This is a genomic window from Actimicrobium antarcticum (assembly GCF_039536745.1).
GTDB classification, from domain to species: domain Bacteria; phylum Pseudomonadota; class Gammaproteobacteria; order Burkholderiales; family Burkholderiaceae_D; genus Actimicrobium; species Actimicrobium antarcticum.
Window position 1 is genome coordinate 684,074 of record NZ_BAAAZE010000005.1, and the last position, 16,848, is coordinate 700,921.

Genomic DNA, 16,848 nt, shown 5'->3' on the forward strand with positions numbered 1-16,848 from the left:
GCAATGCCTGCGCCCTTCAAACTGGCACTCAGGCAACCAACGCAATCAGATAAACCGCATCTTGAAATTACGTCCCTTGATGTTGCCGCTGCTGAGCTTGGCGAACGCCTTGTCGGCAATCCGGCGATCGAGGGCGACGTAGGTCATGAATTCGAACACATTGATTTTGCCTACCTGCTCTTTGGTCAGACCAGCATCGCCAGTAAGTGCGCCTAGCAAATCGCCCGGACGCAATTTGTCTTTCTTGCCGCCCATAATCACCAGTGTGACCATTGCTGCTTGCTGGGCAGGACCGGTTGCCGGTTCCAGATCAGACAGATCGAACCAGCTGACAGGACCATGCTGATACTCTTCGATCAGCTTGACCCATTTTTTTTCATTCGGCGCACACAGGCTGAGCGCCAGTCCACGTGCCGAGCCACGACCGGTGCGGCCGACGCGGTGGATATGGACTTCGGTGTCTTTCGAGACATCGACATTGATCACGGCTTCCAGACTCTGGATATCCAGACCGCGCGCGGCGACATCGGTTGCCACCAGTACCGAGCAGCTGCCATTGGCAAACAACACCAGGATTTCATCCCGCTCGCGTTGTTCGAGTTCGCCATACAGCGCCATCGCACTGAAGCCCTGCTGACGCAGTTCGTCGGCCAGTTCGCGGCAGTGGATTTTTGTATTGCAGAACGCGAGGGCCGAGGCGGGTTTGAAGTAGTTCAGCAACATTGCGACTGCGCCATTGCGCTCGTCGTAGCCGACTTCATAAAAGCGTTGCTCGATCCGGTTGTCGTCATGCTGTGCTTCGACCGTGATCTCGGTCGGATCACGCAGGAAAGGCGCGCTCGATTTACGGATGTCGTCCGGATACGTGGCAGAAAACAGCAAGGTCTGGCGACGCGTGGGGCACGCCGACACGATCCCGGAAATCTCTTCGTAGAAGCCCATGTCGACCATGCGGTCCGCTTCATCCAGTACCAGCGTCTGGACAGTTGACAGGTCGATGCTGCCGCGGCCAATGTGGTCACGCAAACGCCCTGGTGTCCCGACAATGATGTGTGCGCCGTGTTCGAGCGAGGCAATTTGCGGCCGCATCGGCGCGCCACCGCAAAGCGTCAGGATCTTGGTATTGTCGGCAAAGCGCGCCAGTCGGCGCAATTCGTTGGAGACCTGGTCGGCCAGTTCACGGGTCGGACAGATCACCAGTGCCTGGATCGCAAACCAGGTCGGATTGAGTCGCTGCAGGATGCCGATACCAAAGGCGGCGGTCTTGCCGCTGCCGGTTTTGGCCTGGGCAATCAGGTCACGCCGATCGAGGATCACAGGAAGGCTTTTTGCCTGGATTGGCGTCATCTCGTGATAACCCAAAGATTCCAGGTTGGCCAGCATCGATGGCGAGAGCGGCAGCGAAGAAAATGACGACGCCGGGTTGGACGCTGCAGTGGATGATGCGATAGGAGTTGAAGCAACAGTCATTACAGAAACCGATCAAGAATTTTGCGCGACAGCTTGTCCATGGACTGCATGTCGCGGATAAGGAAATGGATGCCGTGGCTATCCGAAATGAGGAGTGATGTCGTTGTGATACGGCGGATATCCTCTTCGCCACGCAACACGAATCGGGTCGCGCCGCGGTCGGTCTCGACCGACCAGGTGCACGGTGTGGCATAACTGGACACATCGAGGATGGCGCTGATCTCCGGCATGAATTCGTGACCTGCGAGCTCGTCTTCGACCAGTGCACGCAAGGGCGGCGACAGATCGGTCAGGCGGTCGATCCAGCCCACTTCGCGTCCGTCGTTGCTGACCAGCGCGATACCTTCATCGGGTGCCTGGATCGGAAATGCGCGTACCGGCGAGACACCTTCATGGACCTGCCCACTGGCATCGGTCAGAACCAGTTTGCCAAACGGATTACGTGTCAGGTCGAACCGGGTGGTTGTCATTGGCAGGTTGGTGCTGCTGTCAGTCATGCTGCTGCTCCCTGATCATTGGCGACGTTGCGTGCCTGCGCTTCGTAGAGCCGGAAGTACGCACCTTGGCGCGCCATCAGCGCGTCGTGGCTGCCGATTTCGACGACTTCACCACGGTCCAGTACCACCAGCCGGTCGGCTTTATGGAGTGTCGACAAGCGGTGAGCAATCGCAATCGTGGTTCGGCCATGGACCAGATTGTCTAGCGCCTTCTGAATCTCTTTTTCGGTTTCCGAATCGACCGACGACGTCGCTTCGTCGAGGATCAGGATACGCGGATCGATCAGCAATGCGCGGGCGATCGAGATACGTTGGCGCTCTCCGCCGGACAGGCCCTGACCACGTTCGCCCACCATCGAGTCATAGCCTTGCGGTAGCCGGAGAATGAATTCGTGCGCATGCGCGGCTCGTGCGGCAGCGATGATGTCGGCGCGGCTGGCGTTCGGTTTGCCGTACGCGATGTTGTCGCTGATGGTGCCGAAGAACAGGAATGGCTCCTGCAGCACCAGCCCGATATTGCGGCGATAGTCGGCAATCGCATAGGAACGGATATCCACGCCATCGACCAGGATTGCACCTTCCGAGACATCATAAAAGCGGCAGATCAGATTGACCAGCGTGCTCTTGCCGGACCCGCTATGGCCGACCAGGCCGATCATCTCGCCCGGCTTGATGACCAGGTTGATACCGCGATTGACCGAACGATTGCCATAGCGAAAACCGACGTCGCGCAGTTCGATGCTGCCGTCGACATCCTTGACCCGTACCGGGTTGGCCGGTTCGGGCACGCTGGAAACATGGTCTAGGATATCGAAAATCCGCTTGGCCGCAGACGCCGATTTCTGGGTGACCGAGACGATGCGGCTCATCGAGTCGAGCCGGCCATAAAACCGGCTGATGTAGGCGACAAACGCGGTCAGCACACCAACCGTGATCTCGCCGCGCGAGACTTGCCAGATACCGAAGCCCCACACTACCAGCAAGCCCATTTCGGTCAGTAGCGAGACGGTCGGCGAGAACAGCGACCAGATCTTGTTGAGCCGGTCATTGACCGCGAGATTGTGTTTGTTGGCATCCTTGAAGCGGTTCGACTCACGCTGCTCTTGGGCAAAGGCCTTGACGACGCGGATACCCGGAATCGTATCGGCAAGCACGTTGGTCACTTCGGACCAGACGCGGTCGATTTTTTCGAAGCCGGTACGCAAGCGATCACGCACCACGTGGATCATCCATGCAATGAAAGGCAAGGGTAGCAGGGTCACGAGAGCCAGCCACGGATTAATCGAAAACAGAATCGCCGCAGTCATGATGATCATCAGGACATCGGTGGCAAAGTCGAGCAGGTGCAAGGACAGAAACACACAGATGCGGTCGCTCTCGCTACCGATACGCGACATTAGATCGCCAGTCCGCTTGCCGCCGAAATATTCCAGCGACAGACGCAGCAAATGGTCATAGGTCGAAGTCCGCAAATCGGCGCCGATGCGTTCTGACACCAGCGCCAGCACATACGTCTTGGCCCAGCTCAGCGCCCAGGCAATCAGAGCCGAGCCAAACAGTCCGACCAGATACACCACGACCAGTTTCTGGTCGATCTGCTTGCCGTTCTGATACGGAATCAGCACGTTGTCCATCAGCGGGATGGTCAGGTACGGCGGGATCATGTGCGCCGCCGTGCCCAGCAATGTCAGTATGAAGCCCAGCAGCAACTGGCCGCGATACGGTTTGGCGAAACGCCACAGGCGAAACAGTGTCCAGGTGGATGGTGGCGTGTGAATTACCTTGGTACAAATCGGGCAGACATCCTGGTCAGGTTCCAGCGGCGCCTTGCAGCTGGGGCAGATGGTCTGGTCATCGGCCTGCACTTCGACGCCAGTGACATGACTTTCGAGTTGCGCCGAAAACTGGTCGATCAGGCGCATCGCCAGCAAATTCTGCCCGAGCGTAAAGCGCCATGACGCGAGCAGTCCGCTGTCATCGCTGATATCGAGGTGTCCGACGCCGGCATGGTCGCGATGCTGCAGCCTCAAGCCTGCGCGGAATTGCCAATCGCGCCAGCTGGTTTCTCCCGGTGCGCGCGACAGGATGCGGCGATCAGTCACGACCACCAGCCCTTTGGCAAAGCGCAAACGGGCATCGAGATCGACTTCAACGGCGGTAACGACGGTTTCGCCGGCGTTCAGTTGCGCCACTGTTTCGTCACGCCAGGGTGCGGGGATTTCGTGGTGGGACTGATCTGTCAGGGAATCGGGTGTGGTCATCGTGCGGCAAACTCCGGCTTGGTCATGCGGCGCATTGGCAGCCGCAGGGCATAAATTATGGGTGAAAATAGCGTGAAAATTTATTCTTTTCAGCAAGAAAAACTCTGTTTTCCGGTTTCCTTGCGGGGCACGTAGCCACTTATTTGCGGTATTCTGTCGTGGGAAATAATTGGGGAGAAACTTGTTGGCCCATAAGGACCTGATTGCGGCACGCAGTATACCGTAACGAAATCCCGATCCCCGTGCCGGATACAGCAATAGCCCGCTGCACCGAACCGACATAAAAATTTCGCGCTGCACCCGACGCATGCAGAACGACTCCGCCGGCGACAGCGCACTGGTGACTGCACTAGAAACCGCATTGGTAACCTTACTAAGACAAATGACGAAGAAGAAAGACATCGATTTGCTCCGCGTGACCCATTTACGCGGACCAAATATCTGGACCTATCGGCCCTGCATCGAGGTATGGGTGGATATTGGCGAACTGGAGAACTTCCCGTCCAATTTGATACCCGGACTCTACGAGCGACTCAGCAATTTGTTGCCCGGAGTCGTCGAACATCGGTGCGGCGTCGGTGTTCGTGGCGGTTTTTTGCAGCGTCTGCGCGATGGGACCTATGCGGCGCATATTCTTGAGCATGTCGTCCTGGAGTTGCAAAACCTGGCCGGCATGAAAACCGGCTTTGGCAAGGCGCGCGAGACCTCGACGCCTGGCGTCTACAAAATGGCGTTTCGCACCCGCGAGGAGCAGATCGGACGTACCGCGCTTGCGGCCGGGCGCGACCTGCTGATGGCGTTGATCGAAGATCGTCCCTACGACCTCGACGCCACCTTGATCATCTTGCGTGACATGGTTGATTCGCGCTGCCTCGGGCCGAGTACCGCGCATATCGTCGATGCTGCCAATACGCGCGGCATCCCGTCGATGCGACTGACCGATGGCAACCTAGTGCAACTGGGCTACGGTATCCATCAGCGTCGCATCTGGACTGCCGAAACCGACCAGACCAGTGCCGTCGCGGAAAGCATTTCGCGCGACAAGGATTTGACCAAATCATTGCTCAGTGCCTGTGGCGTGCCGGTACCGGAAGGCCGCATGGTCAACAGTGCTGCCGAAGCCTGGGAGGCGGCGGAGGACATCGGCCTGCCAGTCGCCGTCAAGCCGTACGACGGCAATCATGGTCGCGGCGTCTCGCTCGACCTGGATAGCAAAGAGGGCGTGGAAGCCGCCTATTATCTGGCGCATCGCCGCTGTGGTGGCAGTGTCATCGTCGAGCAATTTATTCCCGGGAATGAACATCGCTTGCTGGTTGTGGGCGACAAAGTCGTGGCCGCCGCCGCCGGAGAAGATGCCTGGGTCACTGGCGACGGCACATCGAATATTGTCGGGCTGGTCGATCGCCAGATCAATGTAGACCCGCGCCGCGGTGAAAGCGAAGAATATCCACTCAATACCGTCAAACCCGACGTCAGTGCAGAAATCATTCTGGAACTCGAACGTCAGGGACTGACCGCATTCGATGTGCTGCCGGTCGGCCAGCGCGCTTTGATCCAGCGTAATGGCAACGTTGCGTTCGATGTGACCGAGAAGGTGCACCCGGAAGTCGCCGAGATGGCAGTGCTGGCAGCGCGCATCGTCGGCCTGGACGTGGCGGGTATTGACCTTGTTGCACGTGACATTTCGCTGCCGTTATCGGCACAGCGCGGCGCCATTATTGAAGTCAATGCCGGACCGGGATTGTTGTCACATCTGAAGCCGGCCAACGGTGAGCCGCGTCCGGTAGGCGCAGCGATTGTCGAGCATCTGTTTGGTACCGAAGAGAGCGGTCGCGTACCCATTGTCGGTGTGGCCGGGACACGTGGTAGTGCGCTCATTGCCAGACTGGTTGCCTGGTGTATCCAGATCAGTGGCAAGCATGTCGGACTGGCTTGTGACGATGGCCTGTATCTGGATAGCAGACAAATTGTCAAGGCAGGCAGTGTCGATTGGGATGCCGGACAGCGGTTGTTGATCAATCGATCCGTCGAAGCTGCAGTTTTCCAGAACGCTGGTCGGGCAATCTTGTCCGAAGGACTGGCTTATGACAAATGTGACGTCGGCGTTGTTACCGATGTCGATGGTCGTGAAGATCTCGGGGAATTTTATATTTACGAGCCCGATCAGATGTTCGCGGTCCTGCGTACACAGGTTGACGTGATTTTGCCGAGCGGCACTGCAGTGCTGAACGCCGCAGAGCCTTTGGTGGTCGAGATGGCTGCTCTGTGCGACGGACAAGTTTTGTTTTACGGACTCGATCCTCACCTCCCTGCGATAGTTTCATCGCGTAAAGATGGAAAGCGCGTCATCTTTTTACGAGATGGAAACGTTGTACTCGCTGAGGGGTCTCATGAGACGGCATTCATAGCGTTGTCGTCACTCAAAGCACGTAAGGCAGCACAACCGGAAGCAATCATGGCGGCAGTTGCCGCAGCCTGGGCGCTTGACATCAGCCCGGAACTGATTGGCGCTGGTTTGCGAACCTTCGACTCCAATCCGAGTATTACAAACTATTGAGATCGACGCCGCGACGTCGGCTCTACCCTAGGACAGGAAAGCGGCTTTATGGAAGTTTCAAGAATCCGGGCTTTACGTGGCCCGAATCTCTGGAGTCAGCACACATCAATTGAAGCCATCGTGGTGTGTGCCAACAGTGAATATTTGACGGATACATTTGCTGGTTTCGAATCCCGCTTGCGTACCCTGTTTCCGGCAATCGGTCAGTTGCAGCCAAGCGGGTACGACGAGCAGATCATCCTGGCCCGTGTTCTCGAACTGGCTGCACTGGGCCTGCAGGCGCAGGCCGGCTGCCCGGTGACTTTCAGCCGCACGACGCAAACCCTGGAGCCCTGCACATTCCAGGTAGTCGTCGAATACAGCGAAGAAGCGGTCGGACGCCTTGCCATGAAACTGGCACTCGCACTGTGCGAAGCAGCAATTCACGATACCGACTTTGACCTCGCCGGCGCCTTGCTTCAATTGCGCGAACTCGACGAAGACATCCGCCTCGGTCCGAGCACCGGTGCCATCGTGCAGGCTGCAGTGGCCCGCAATATCCCCTTCCGACGTTTGACGGAAGGTAGCCTCGTGATGTTCGGATGGGGCAGCCGGCAGCGCAGAATCCAGGCTGCGGAAATGGATACCACCAGTGCCATTGCCGAGTCGATTGCACAGGATAAAGACCTTACCAAAAAATTACTCAGTGCCGCCGGCGTGCCGGTGCCAATCGGACGCGGTGTCCGCGATGTCGACGACGCCTGGGAAGCCGCCTGTGACATTGGCTTGCCGGTCGTGGTGAAACCACTCGACGGCAATCAGGGCAAGGGTGTCACCGTCAACGTCACCAGCCGCGAACAGCTCATTGCTGCCTACGCGACGGCGTCAGAGTTCCGCGATTCCATCCTGGTCGAACGCTATTTGCCAGGTAATGATTTCCGTCTGCTGGTGGTCGGTAACAAGCTCGTCGCCGCTGCGCGACGTGACCCGCCACAAGTGGTGGGCGATGGCAAGCAATCGGTACGTCAACTGGTCGATCAGGTCAACCTCGACCCGCGCCGTGGTTCCGGCCATGCAACCTCGCTGACGATGATTCGTTTTGACGACATCGCGCTGGCGAGTCTGGCCAAGCAAGGATATAGCGCAGATTCGGTGCCGCCGTCAGGCACTCGCGTCGTTTTGCGCAATAACGCCAACTTGTCCACTGGTGGCTCAGCCACCGATGTCACCGATGATGTCCACCCTGAATTCGCAGCCCGGGCAATCGCCGCTGCGCAGATGATCGGACTGGATATTTGCGGTGTCGACATCGTTTGCGATAACGTCCTCAAACCGATGGAAGAGCAGGGCGGCGGCGTGGTTGAAGTCAATGCCGCGCCGGGTTTGCGAATGCATATTTCTCCGTCATTCGGCAAGGGTCGCGCCGTCGGTGAAGCCATCATTGCGGACATGTTCAGCCCTGGAGATGATGGCCGGATTCCGGTGGTTGCTGTCACGGGTACGAACGGCAAGACCACCACAGTGCGCCTGATTGCCCATCTGATGACGCAAAGCGGTTTGCGGGTTGGCATGACCAATACGGATGGCGTCTATATCCGTGGTCGCCGGATCGATACCGGTGATTGCAGTGGTCCGCGCAGTGCCCGCAATGTTCTGCTGCATCCGAACGTGGATGCGGCCGTGTTTGAAACCGCGCGCGGTGGTGTGTTGCGCGAAGGTCTTGCTTTTGATCGCTGCCAGGTCGCCGTCGTGACCAACATCGGAACTGGCGACCATCTCGGATTGAATTACATCACCACCGTTGAAGACCTTGCCGTCCTCAAGCGCGTGATTGTGCAAAACGTGGCGGACAATGGTGTGGCCGTGCTCAATGCGAATGATCCGATTGTTGCCCGCATGGCCGGCAACTGTACCGGTTCGGTGACTTTCTTTGCCAGCGACAAGCGTCATCCGGTGATGGCAACCCATCGCGCACAAGGTCGGCGCGTGGTCTTCATTGAAGATGGCATGCTGGTCGCGGCGGAAGGAAAGGTCGAACACCGGATTGCGCTGTCCGACATTCCGATCACCCACGACGGTGCGATCGGTTTTCAGATAGAGAACGTGATGGCCTCGGTCGCCGCCGGTTGGGGCGTCGGGCTGGGCTGGGATGTCATGCGCGCAGGACTGAAATCCTTTGCCAACGACAGCGACAACGCGCCGGGGCGGTTCAACGTCTTCAAATATCGCGGTGCGACGCTGATTGCCGACTACGGTCATAACCCGGATGCCATTGTGGCGCTCGTTCAGGCGGTTGAAAGCATGCCGGCCAAGCGGCGCTCGGTGGTGATCAGTGGTGCCGGTGACCGGCGCGATGAGGATATTTCGCAGCAAACCCAGATTCTTGGCGCAGCGTTCGATGATGTGCTGCTGTATCAGGACCAGTGCCAGCGGGGGCGTGCCGATGGCGAGGTCGTAGCTCTGTTGCGCACCGGACTGGCAGGTGCAACGCGGACTACGGTGATTGATGAAATCCAGGGGGAATTCGTCGCAATCGACACGGCCATGGAAAGACTGACGCCGGGCGACTTGTGCCTGATTCTGGTCGATCAGGTTGAAGAAGCGCTTGCACATATTGCAGGGCGCATTGCTGCACAAGGCTGACCAGACGCATCAACGGCAGTTATTCAAAAGCGCACTCCGCATTGTCGGGAGTGCGCTTTTTTCATGTGGTGATGTCGATTAACGAGCGCCGAGCCGCCACAGCGAGGTGACTTCTGCAGCCCTCGCTGCATGGAGTGCGTCGCTCGCGTCACTGGCGCGTGGATGAATCGGGCGTACGTCCTTGCGACCCAGCACGGTCAGCCCGCATGCCTCGATCCACGCCAGCAGATCGGCGCGCGGTCGCAAGCCCAGGTGTTCGGCCAGGTCCGACAGGATCAACCAGCCTTCGCCGCCTGGCTCCAGGTGCTGCGCCAGCCCCTGCAGGAAGCCGCGCAACATCTTGCTGTCGGGGTCGTAGACCGCATACTCGATCGGAGAGCTGGGTCTCGCCGGAATCCATGGCGGATTACACACGATCAGTGGTGCCCGTCCGGGCGGAAACAGATCGGCCTCGATGATCTCGATCTGGGCGGCAAGACCTAGCCGGTTCACGTTCTCGGTGGCGCAAGCCAGCGCACGCGCATCCTGGTCTGTGGCGACGACGCGCTTGACGCCGCGTCGGGCCAGTAATGCGGCCAGTACGCCGGTACCAGTACCGATATCGAAAGCGAGATTGGTCGCTGGCAGCGCCATGTCAGCGACCAGTGCGACGTATTCTCCGCGTACCGGTGCAAACACGCCGTAGTGCGGGTGAATCTTGTCGCCCAATGCCGCAATCTCGACGCCGGTTTTGCGCCATTCATGGGCCCCGATCAAGCCGAGCAGTTCACGCAAGGTCGCTACATACGGCTCGCCAGCCACGCCATAGGCTTCGGTACAGGCAGCGGTGACGTCCGGCGCACGGCGCAGTGGAATCGTGTGATCGGCATTGAACGGCATGAGTAACATTGCCAGCGTGCGGGCGCGTTGTGACTGCGCCTGCCGATGGAAATTGAAGGATTCCACCGGTGTGGTGGCGGCTTTGCCCGGCTTGCGATCAGCGCGTCGGGCCAGCGCCTGCAGGAGCTGCCGGGCATTCTGAAAGTCGCCGCGCCACAGCATGGCGGTACCCTCGCAGGCAAGCCGGTATGCGGCATCGGCCGTAATGCGGTCGTCGGCAATGACCACTCGTTTCGGCGCGGGCATGCCGCTTTCGGAACGCCAGCGTGCCGAGCAGGGCTGGTCATTTTCCATCCAGTGAATCAGTGCGGGAACAGACGCGGTCTGCGGAGTAAGGAAAGACGAAGGCATTGCATGTCACGATCAGGAAAAAAGAGGGCTGCTTGCAGCAAGTCGGTATTTTATGCCACCTCATTCTGTCGCGGGGAAGCTTGGAGGCAATGCTGTGATTGCCGGACTTGAATCCGGTTAGGGTAAGCTCCTGTCGACGTCAAATAGACCGCAAGGAAATGCATGAATCTCGAGGAGGATTTTGGTCGTCAGCTCCGCTTTAACGCACTCGGAAAACTGCTTGACGGCTTGCGCAGGGATGCAGTTTTTCTGGTGCTTCTGGGTGTACTCGTGTTGTTGAGTACTTTGGCACCGCAAAAAATAATCGCTTATCCATCACTGGTCGACTGGCCTACCATTGCTGCGCTGACTGGATTGCTGACGCTGACCAAGGCACTGGAACGAAGCGGCGCACTGGATCGCGCCGGCCACTGGCTAACTGGCCGGATGGCGACCGAGCGCGGCGTCGCGTTGTGTCTGGTGCTCACCGCCGCCATGCTGTCGACCGTACTGACCAATGATGTCGCGCTATTCGTGGTGGTGCCATTGACGCTGGGGGTATGCCGACTGACCGGATTGCCGGCCACACGGTTGATTATTCTTGAAGCGCTGGCGGTCAACGCTGGCTCTGCGCTGACGCCGATCGGCAATCCGCAAAACCTATTTTTGTGGCAGCTGTCCGGTGTGTCGTTCGTCGAATTCACCGCCACCATGCTGCCGCTGGTACTGGTGTTGATGGGCGTCTTGCTGGGACTAACGTACTGCCTGTTCACGCAGCGCGCAATCGGTCTTGGCGACGAAGATCACTCATCGACTCTGGACTCGGGATTGATGTGGGTGTCACTGGCGTTATATGTTCCGTTCGTGCTGGCGACTGATTTGCGGTATGCCGGCATTGCCGCGTTGGTGGTGCTGCTGATTTTTTTGATATTCCGCCGACACGTGCTGGCGCAAGTCGACTGGGGTTTGTTGCTGGTGTTTGTGCTGATGTTCATTGACCTGCGCCTCGTAGCAGGGCTTGCTTTCGTGCGCGATGGCATGCAGACACTTGGCCTGGAACAGGCGCGCCATCTTTACTTCGCAGCGATAGGCGCGTCGCAAATCATCAGCAACGTACCAGCGGCAATTGCATTGGCCGAGTATTCGAACAACTGGCGCGTGATCGCGTATGGCGTCAATGCCGGCGGGTTTGGCCTCGTGGTCGGCTCGATGGCCAATCTGATTGCATTGCGGATGAGCGGGGACCGACGGGCATGGCTGGAATTCCATTGGTATGCAATCCCTTTTCTCGGCGTTGCGGCTGCTTGCGGGTACGTTTTGCTATTTTGATGCCGGGCTGTCTGGCTTTATTGTGCGTTCTGTTCTTGAATTCTGGAGTGATGCATGAAAACTGAATCCGAAAGCACATTGCGTCAGATTCCGGCCGGTATCTGGGTACTGGGATTCGTCAGCATGCTGATGGATATTTCTTCGGAGATGATCCACAGCTTGCTCCCCCTGTTCATGGTGACCACACTGGGTGCGACCGCGTTTGCCGTGGGTATCATCGAAGGCGTCGCAGAATCTACTGCCCTGATCGTCAAGGTATTTTCTGGTGCGCTGAGTGATTATCTGGGCAAGCGCAAGGGGCTGGCCGTGTTCGGCTACGCATTGGGGGCGATCACCAAACCCCTGTTCGCCATCGCACCGGGTATCGGTATCGTCCTGACGGCGCGACTGCTGGATCGCGTCGGGAAAGGTATCCGGGGTGCGCCGCGTGATGCGCTGGTAGCCGATATCGCGCCTGCGCATTTGCGTGGCGCTGCATTCGGTTTGCGCCAGTCGCTCGATACGGTGGGTGCTTTCATCGGTCCGCTGCTGGCAGTGGGCTTGATGCTGTTGTGGGCAAATGATTTCAGGGCGATTTTCTGGCTGGCGGTGATTCCTGCAACGATGGCGGTGGCGCTACTGCTGTTTGGCATTAGCGAACCTGAACGTGTCGGAGGCACACCGCGCGTCAATCCGATCCGTCGAGAAAATCTGAAACGACTCGATAGCGCTTACTGGTGGGTGGTGGGCATCGGTACGGTATTTACGCTGGCGCGTTTCAGCGAAGCCTTTCTGGTTCTGCGTGCGCATCAAGGTGGTATTCCGCTGGCTCTGGTGCCGCTCGTCATGGTGGCGATGAATCTGATTTACGCGGCGTCAGCGTATCCGTTTGGCAAGCTGTCCGATCGCGTGAGTCATACCGCGATGCTGGTGATCGGGCTGATTGTGTTGATATTCGCCGATTTGGTCCTGGCCGCGAGCAACCACTGGAGCGTGGTGTTGACAGGGGTGGCTTTGTGGGGTGTACACATGGGTATCACGCAAGGCTTGCTGGCCACGATGGTTGCGGACACCGCGCCAGCGGACTTGCGCGGGACAGCTTACGGCTTGTTCAATTTGATGAGCGGGTTGGCGATGCTGGTTGCCAGCGGTCTTGCCGGTTTGTTGTGGGATCAGCTTGGTGCAGCGTCAACGTTTTATGCCGGTGCCGGTTTTTGCTGTGTTGCGTTGCTCGGGCTGGCGTGGAAGCCAGCCCGTATTCGTGCAGACTAGTCACCCGATTCGACGGGTGACCACATTGATCAGAATCGCGTGCGCAAGCCTACGATCAGATTGCGGCCCGGCAGAGGCGCCACGTCTTTCAGGATCGATGTTGACAACCGGATGTCCTGATTCAGCAGATTTTTTGCGCTGGCAAACCAGGTGACATTGGTTTCGCCGACTTTCCAGGTATACGACAGGTTCGCGTCAAGCAGCGTGTAGCCAGGCGTTGCACTGGTTTCAAAACTGGCCAGGCGTTCTTGTTGCAGGGCATGCACCAGCGATGCCGAACTGCGCCAGGCACCTGCCTTGTAGCCGATGTCGATGCCAAAACGCGTGGCCGGTTGCAGCGGCAAGCTGCCGGCGTCATCAAGTGTGCCGCGCGAGGTGTCGGCGAAACCCCGTAAAGAAGTCCCGTTGCCATGGGCGTTGTAGGTAATTTCGGCTTCTGCACCCCGGATGGTGGCACCGGCTTGGCTGAAGATGCGCTCTTTCAGCGTGCCGCCCGGGTTGCCCTGGTCATCGACGGTATTCCCGGCAATCTGTCCGTAGACAAAATTCTTTGCCTTCGTCTGAAACAGATTGGTTTTCCAGCGCACGATCCCACTGTTTTTTTGCAGAGTGAGTTCAATGTTGCGTGACGTCTCTTTGGCGAAATTCGGGTTGCCGATATCGAATGTCGCCGTCGAATCGTGTGGGCCACTGGAATAGAGTTCATCTGCAGTCGGTGCGCGCTGGGCGACGGAAGCAGTCGCTCCTGCGCCATATCCTTCGATGAACGTCCACAACCCGCCTACGGAATAGGATGCGAGGTCAAACTTGCGTTCCAAATTGCCGGTTGGCGTGCGTTTGACCGACTCCAGACGGACGCCGGCATTCATGCGTACCGGACCGAAATCGCGCTCTTCCACCAGGAATGCAGCATTGGCGGTTGATCTGGTGACCGGTACCGTGTCTGGTCCGCCATCAGTGGCATTCAATGCCGAGAAGTTGGTGTTTTCGGTTTGTAGTCCAAAGGTGCCGCGAAATCCGGCAATCGGTTTGTGCGTCAGCTCGGATCGTGTTTCCAGCGAGCGATTGGCAAAATTGGTTTGCGGGACGTCCCGCAGATCGAGTTCGCTGTGTTTGTAATCGGTGTAGCCGACTTTGAACTTGAAGGTCTCAAAGGCAGCAAACGGCGCATTCACCAGTGCGTCAATGTCGTAGCGACGTTGCTGCTGATCGATTTGCGAACCATCAAGAGTTGGTATGCCGTAGCGGTTCTTGACTTCGGAAACTGACGCGCCAATGTGGCCCCAATCCTGAATGATCGATGCACCAGCGCCCAGGCTGTTTTGACGCGAGAACGACAGTGGTAGGGTGCCGCCGCCGCTATTGGGATCTCCCTGGACGCGTGCTTCGGGGATCTTGTAGTCGTTTGAGTTGCGAACGCTGCCATCCACATGCAGCCCGATTGGACCGGCTGCCGTGTCCGCGGAAATGGACAGGTTCTTTGCCTGGTCTACGGTCCCGTAACGCATTTCCGCTTCCCCCGTCGGTACTGGTGCCAACGTGGTAGGTATGCGATCGTTGACCACATTGACTAATCCACCGATTGCTCCCGAGCCATAGAGCAATGCAGCAGGGCCACGCAAAATTTCGATTTGTTTTGCGGTTGGCCCATCGGTAGCGACTGCATGGTCGTTGGATAGTCCCGAGACATCGGATACCGCCATGCCATTTTGCAGGATTTTGATACGCGAGCCTTCCAGCCCGCGGATGATCGGCCGGGAAGCGCCTGCCCCAAAAGCCGAACTGGAAACGCCAAGTTCGTGTGACAGTGTGTCGCCGAGCGAGCCGCCGAGCTTGTTGCGCAGTTCATCGCCGGATAACACTTTCGCAGGAGCCAGGATTTGATCACCCTCGTTCGCGCCGAAAGGGCTGGCGGTAACGACGATCGTTTGCAGCGTCGGGTCGATGGTTTGCGCGTTGGAAAGGGAGCTGAGCGCGGACAGAATTGCGCCCGCTAGTAGTGTGCGTTGAGCGTGCATGTTGATTCCTGAAAAAACAATGGAGGTCGCCGTTGCTAGCGCAAAAATGGGCAGCAGCAATGGCAAAGTACGATCAGTGGAATGAAATCAAAAAGACGGCGGGGCGCGGGAATGGAAATTTGGCTGGAATGGCACGGACCATGAATCGAAGGCGATCCACAGCGCAAGTACGTGCAGATTCGGGAGAACAGGCAGATTAAATGCGCATGTATTAATCCCGTCTGCCAGGGTCGCCGCATCGAACGCGGCACAGCCGTGTGCCGGATCGCCGAGATGCACAACCAGTTGCTGTATCGATGATGTGTGAATCTCTTGGGTTGACGGTATCGATGCAAGCCCGCTGTGTGCGATTCGGTGCATTTCGCCTAACCATTGCGCAAACAGAATAGCCAGCACCAGCAGAACGACGCTTGCGTTGCTGGTAGTTCTGGTGCTCATGGAGCGGGATATAAATGGAAAAAGCATGTGCTCGAATCAGGCAACGACTTTGTAACGGAGAGCAAAGGGTAGCATGCCTTCGGACGCACTTACTGCGCTAGCGCAGCAAGTGCGTCTTCATCCGAAAACTCATCAAAAGCCGAATTTTTCTCCGGCACCCATTAAAGTAGCGATTCCCAGTACTGCAAAAATAGCGGCAGCAATGCCATGAACCAATCTGACCGGCATGCGGTTGGCCAATTTGCCACCGAAGTAAACAGCAGGAACATTGGCCAGCATCATCCCCAGCGTCGTTCCGGCAACGACTAAAATCAGTGCGTCATATCGAGCGGCAAGGGCAATTGTTGCAATCTGTGTTTTGTCGCCCATTTCTGCGAGGAAAAAAGCGATGACCGTGGTTGCGAAGACACCGTAATGGGCTAGTTTTGCATCGCCTTCGTCAAGCTTGTCAGGAATAAGCGTCCATACCGCCATTGCCAGGAATGAGATGCCGAGTATCCATCTCATTACGTCTGGCCCCGCGAGGCCAGTAAGCCACGTTCCGATTGCAGCGGCAAAAGCGTGATTGACGATTGTTGCTACCAGAATGCCTAGTACGACGGGAATGGGTTTGCGGAATTTTGCTGCAAGGAGGAAGGCGAGAAGTTGCGTTTTGTCGCCGATTTCAGCGAGAGCGACGATGCCGGTTGATACGAGAAATGCTTCCATGGGTTTATATAGAGTACGTGGGCCGGACGAGTTACCAATGATCATAGGACGGCTTCGGCCCATGCGGCCGCCCATGATCAATGGTCTCGTCATGTTTTTCAACCACCTGCACCATGGCCGTCGGCCAAGAATGTTGATACAGGTCTCTTCGGTAAGCCGAAGAGCGACTACTCCCCAATGTTCGGTATCGAGTTTAGCAGTGTTTGAAAGCGTTTTTTACGTTAATAAAGTTTTTTTCAGAGCTGCCGCTATTCGCTCCATGTTTGCGTTTCTGGGTCAACATATGGCCTCGATTGTGTAGGGCAATGAAAGTAACCGTGCGAGGTCACGTTCTATTCATATTTTGTGTGGAATCACTTGCGAATACGATGGGGAGTCGCTATAGTTCGCCTCCTGCTTCAGCGATTCCGAAGCGCAGACAAACAAAACGCTTTGTCTGAAGCGCGAAACGCGGCACGGTCGGCGAGGTTGGTCGAAGTGGTGTGGTT

General features: G+C 57.6%; 11 protein-coding genes and 1 riboswitch. Of the genes, 4 read left to right on the forward strand and 7 right to left on the reverse strand.

All coding sequences use genetic code 11. The features are described from left to right. Window positions 1-45 precede the first annotated feature (45 nt). The 3 genes from dbpA to ABD720_RS05860 are packed head-to-tail and all read right to left on the reverse strand — an operon-like array spanning window position 46 to window position 4,228. Window positions 46-1,470, reverse strand: coding sequence for an ATP-dependent RNA helicase DbpA (gene dbpA / locus ABD720_RS05850; RefSeq protein WP_344762300.1), 1,425 nt, complete (start codon window positions 1,468-1,470; stop codon window positions 46-48). Further along, the gene (locus ABD720_RS05855; protein ID WP_344762301.1) at window positions 1,470-1,967 is read right to left on the reverse strand and encodes a cyanophycin metabolism-associated DUF1854 family protein; all 498 of its coding nucleotides are present in this window, start codon (window positions 1,965-1,967) and stop codon (window positions 1,470-1,472) included. Before ABD720_RS05855 ends, dbpA begins: the two co-directional genes overlap by 1 nt. Continuing rightward, complete coding sequence (locus tag ABD720_RS05860) at window positions 1,964-4,228, reverse strand: cyanophycin metabolism-associated ABC transporter (protein ID WP_344762302.1); 2,265 nt, start codon at window positions 4,226-4,228, stop codon at window positions 1,964-1,966. The genes ABD720_RS05855 and ABD720_RS05860 overlap by 4 nt, the downstream gene beginning before the upstream one ends. 382 nt (window positions 4,229-4,610) lie before the next feature. On the opposite strand from ABD720_RS05860, the gene ABD720_RS05865 reads away from it, so the two are divergent. Together ABD720_RS05865 and cphA are read left to right on the forward strand one after the other, a co-directional pair. Then, the gene (locus ABD720_RS05865; RefSeq protein ID WP_344762332.1) at window positions 4,611-6,785 is read left to right on the forward strand and encodes a cyanophycin synthetase; all 2,175 of its coding nucleotides are present in this window, start codon (window positions 4,611-4,613) and stop codon (window positions 6,783-6,785) included. 48 nt (window positions 6,786-6,833) lie between these two features. Further along, window positions 6,834-9,407: a cyanophycin synthetase gene (gene cphA / locus ABD720_RS05870; RefSeq protein ID WP_344762303.1), complete on the forward strand. Its 2,574-nt coding sequence runs from the start codon at window positions 6,834-6,836 to the stop codon at window positions 9,405-9,407. Window positions 9,408-9,485: 78 nt separating this feature from the next. On the opposite strand, the gene ABD720_RS05875 is transcribed toward cphA, so the two are convergent. Next, a complete protein-coding gene (locus ABD720_RS05875) occupies window positions 9,486-10,580 on the reverse strand; it encodes a methyltransferase (RefSeq protein WP_344762304.1) in 1,095 nt (364 codons plus the stop codon). Window positions 10,581-10,799: 219 nt separating this feature from the next. On the opposite strand from ABD720_RS05875, the gene ABD720_RS05880 reads away from it, so the two are divergent. Together ABD720_RS05880 and ABD720_RS05885 are read left to right on the forward strand one after the other, a co-directional pair. Further along, window positions 10,800-11,945, forward strand: a complete 1,146-nt coding sequence (locus ABD720_RS05880; RefSeq protein ID WP_344762305.1) for an SLC13 family permease — start codon at window positions 10,800-10,802, stop codon at window positions 11,943-11,945. Between the two features lie 54 nt (window positions 11,946-11,999). Next, window positions 12,000-13,196: an MFS transporter gene (locus ABD720_RS05885; RefSeq protein WP_344762306.1), complete on the forward strand. Its 1,197-nt coding sequence runs from the start codon at window positions 12,000-12,002 to the stop codon at window positions 13,194-13,196. Window positions 13,197-13,225: 29 nt separating this feature from the next. Here ABD720_RS05885 and ABD720_RS05890 read toward each other — a convergent pair whose 3' ends face one another. The 3 genes from ABD720_RS05890 to ABD720_RS05900 all read right to left on the reverse strand — a co-directional run bounded on the left by ABD720_RS05890 (window position 13,226) and on the right by ABD720_RS05900 (window position 16,360). Continuing rightward, window positions 13,226-15,214: a TonB-dependent receptor gene (locus ABD720_RS05890; RefSeq protein WP_344762307.1), complete on the reverse strand. Its 1,989-nt coding sequence runs from the start codon at window positions 15,212-15,214 to the stop codon at window positions 13,226-13,228. A gap of 87 nt (window positions 15,215-15,301) precedes the next feature. Beyond that, window positions 15,302-15,679 (reverse strand): hypothetical protein, encoded by a 378-nt coding sequence (locus ABD720_RS05895; RefSeq protein WP_344762308.1) that lies wholly within the window; start codon window positions 15,677-15,679, stop codon window positions 15,302-15,304. Window positions 15,680-15,784: 105 nt separating this feature from the next. Beyond that, on the reverse strand, window positions 15,785-16,360 hold the full coding sequence (locus ABD720_RS05900; RefSeq protein WP_344762309.1) for a TMEM165/GDT1 family protein: 576 nt from the start codon (window positions 16,358-16,360) through the stop codon (window positions 15,785-15,787). Between the two features lie 11 nt (window positions 16,361-16,371). Further along, a riboswitch (yybP-ykoY riboswitch) is annotated at window positions 16,372-16,548 on the reverse strand. Between the last annotated feature and the right edge of the window lie 300 nt (window positions 16,549-16,848).

Coding starts and splice junctions, on each gene's coding strand:
- ABD720_RS05860 (WP_344762302.1), bottom strand. CDS start 4,228: ATGACCACACCCGATTCCCTGACAGATCAGTCCCACCACGAAATCCCC.
- cphA (WP_344762303.1), top strand. CDS start 6,834: ATGGAAGTTTCAAGAATCCGGGCTTTACGTGGCCCGAATCTCTGGAGT.
- ABD720_RS05855 (WP_344762301.1), bottom strand. CDS start 1,967: ATGACTGACAGCAGCACCAACCTGCCAATGACAACCACCCGGTTCGAC.
- ABD720_RS05885 (WP_344762306.1), top strand. CDS start 12,000: ATGAAAACTGAATCCGAAAGCACATTGCGTCAGATTCCGGCCGGTATC.
- dbpA (WP_344762300.1), bottom strand. CDS start 1,470: ATGACTGTTGCTTCAACTCCTATCGCATCATCCACTGCAGCGTCCAAC.
- ABD720_RS05880 (WP_344762305.1), top strand. CDS start 10,800: ATGAATCTCGAGGAGGATTTTGGTCGTCAGCTCCGCTTTAACGCACTC.
- ABD720_RS05900 (WP_344762309.1), bottom strand. CDS start 16,360: ATGGAAGCATTTCTCGTATCAACCGGCATCGTCGCTCTCGCTGAAATC.
- ABD720_RS05865 (WP_344762332.1), top strand. CDS start 4,611: ATGACGAAGAAGAAAGACATCGATTTGCTCCGCGTGACCCATTTACGC.
- ABD720_RS05890 (WP_344762307.1), bottom strand. CDS start 15,214: ATGCACGCTCAACGCACACTACTAGCGGGCGCAATTCTGTCCGCGCTC.
- ABD720_RS05875 (WP_344762304.1), bottom strand. CDS start 10,580: ATGGAAAATGACCAGCCCTGCTCGGCACGCTGGCGTTCCGAAAGCGGC.
- ABD720_RS05895 (WP_344762308.1), bottom strand. CDS start 15,679: ATGCTTTTTCCATTTATATCCCGCTCCATGAGCACCAGAACTACCAGC.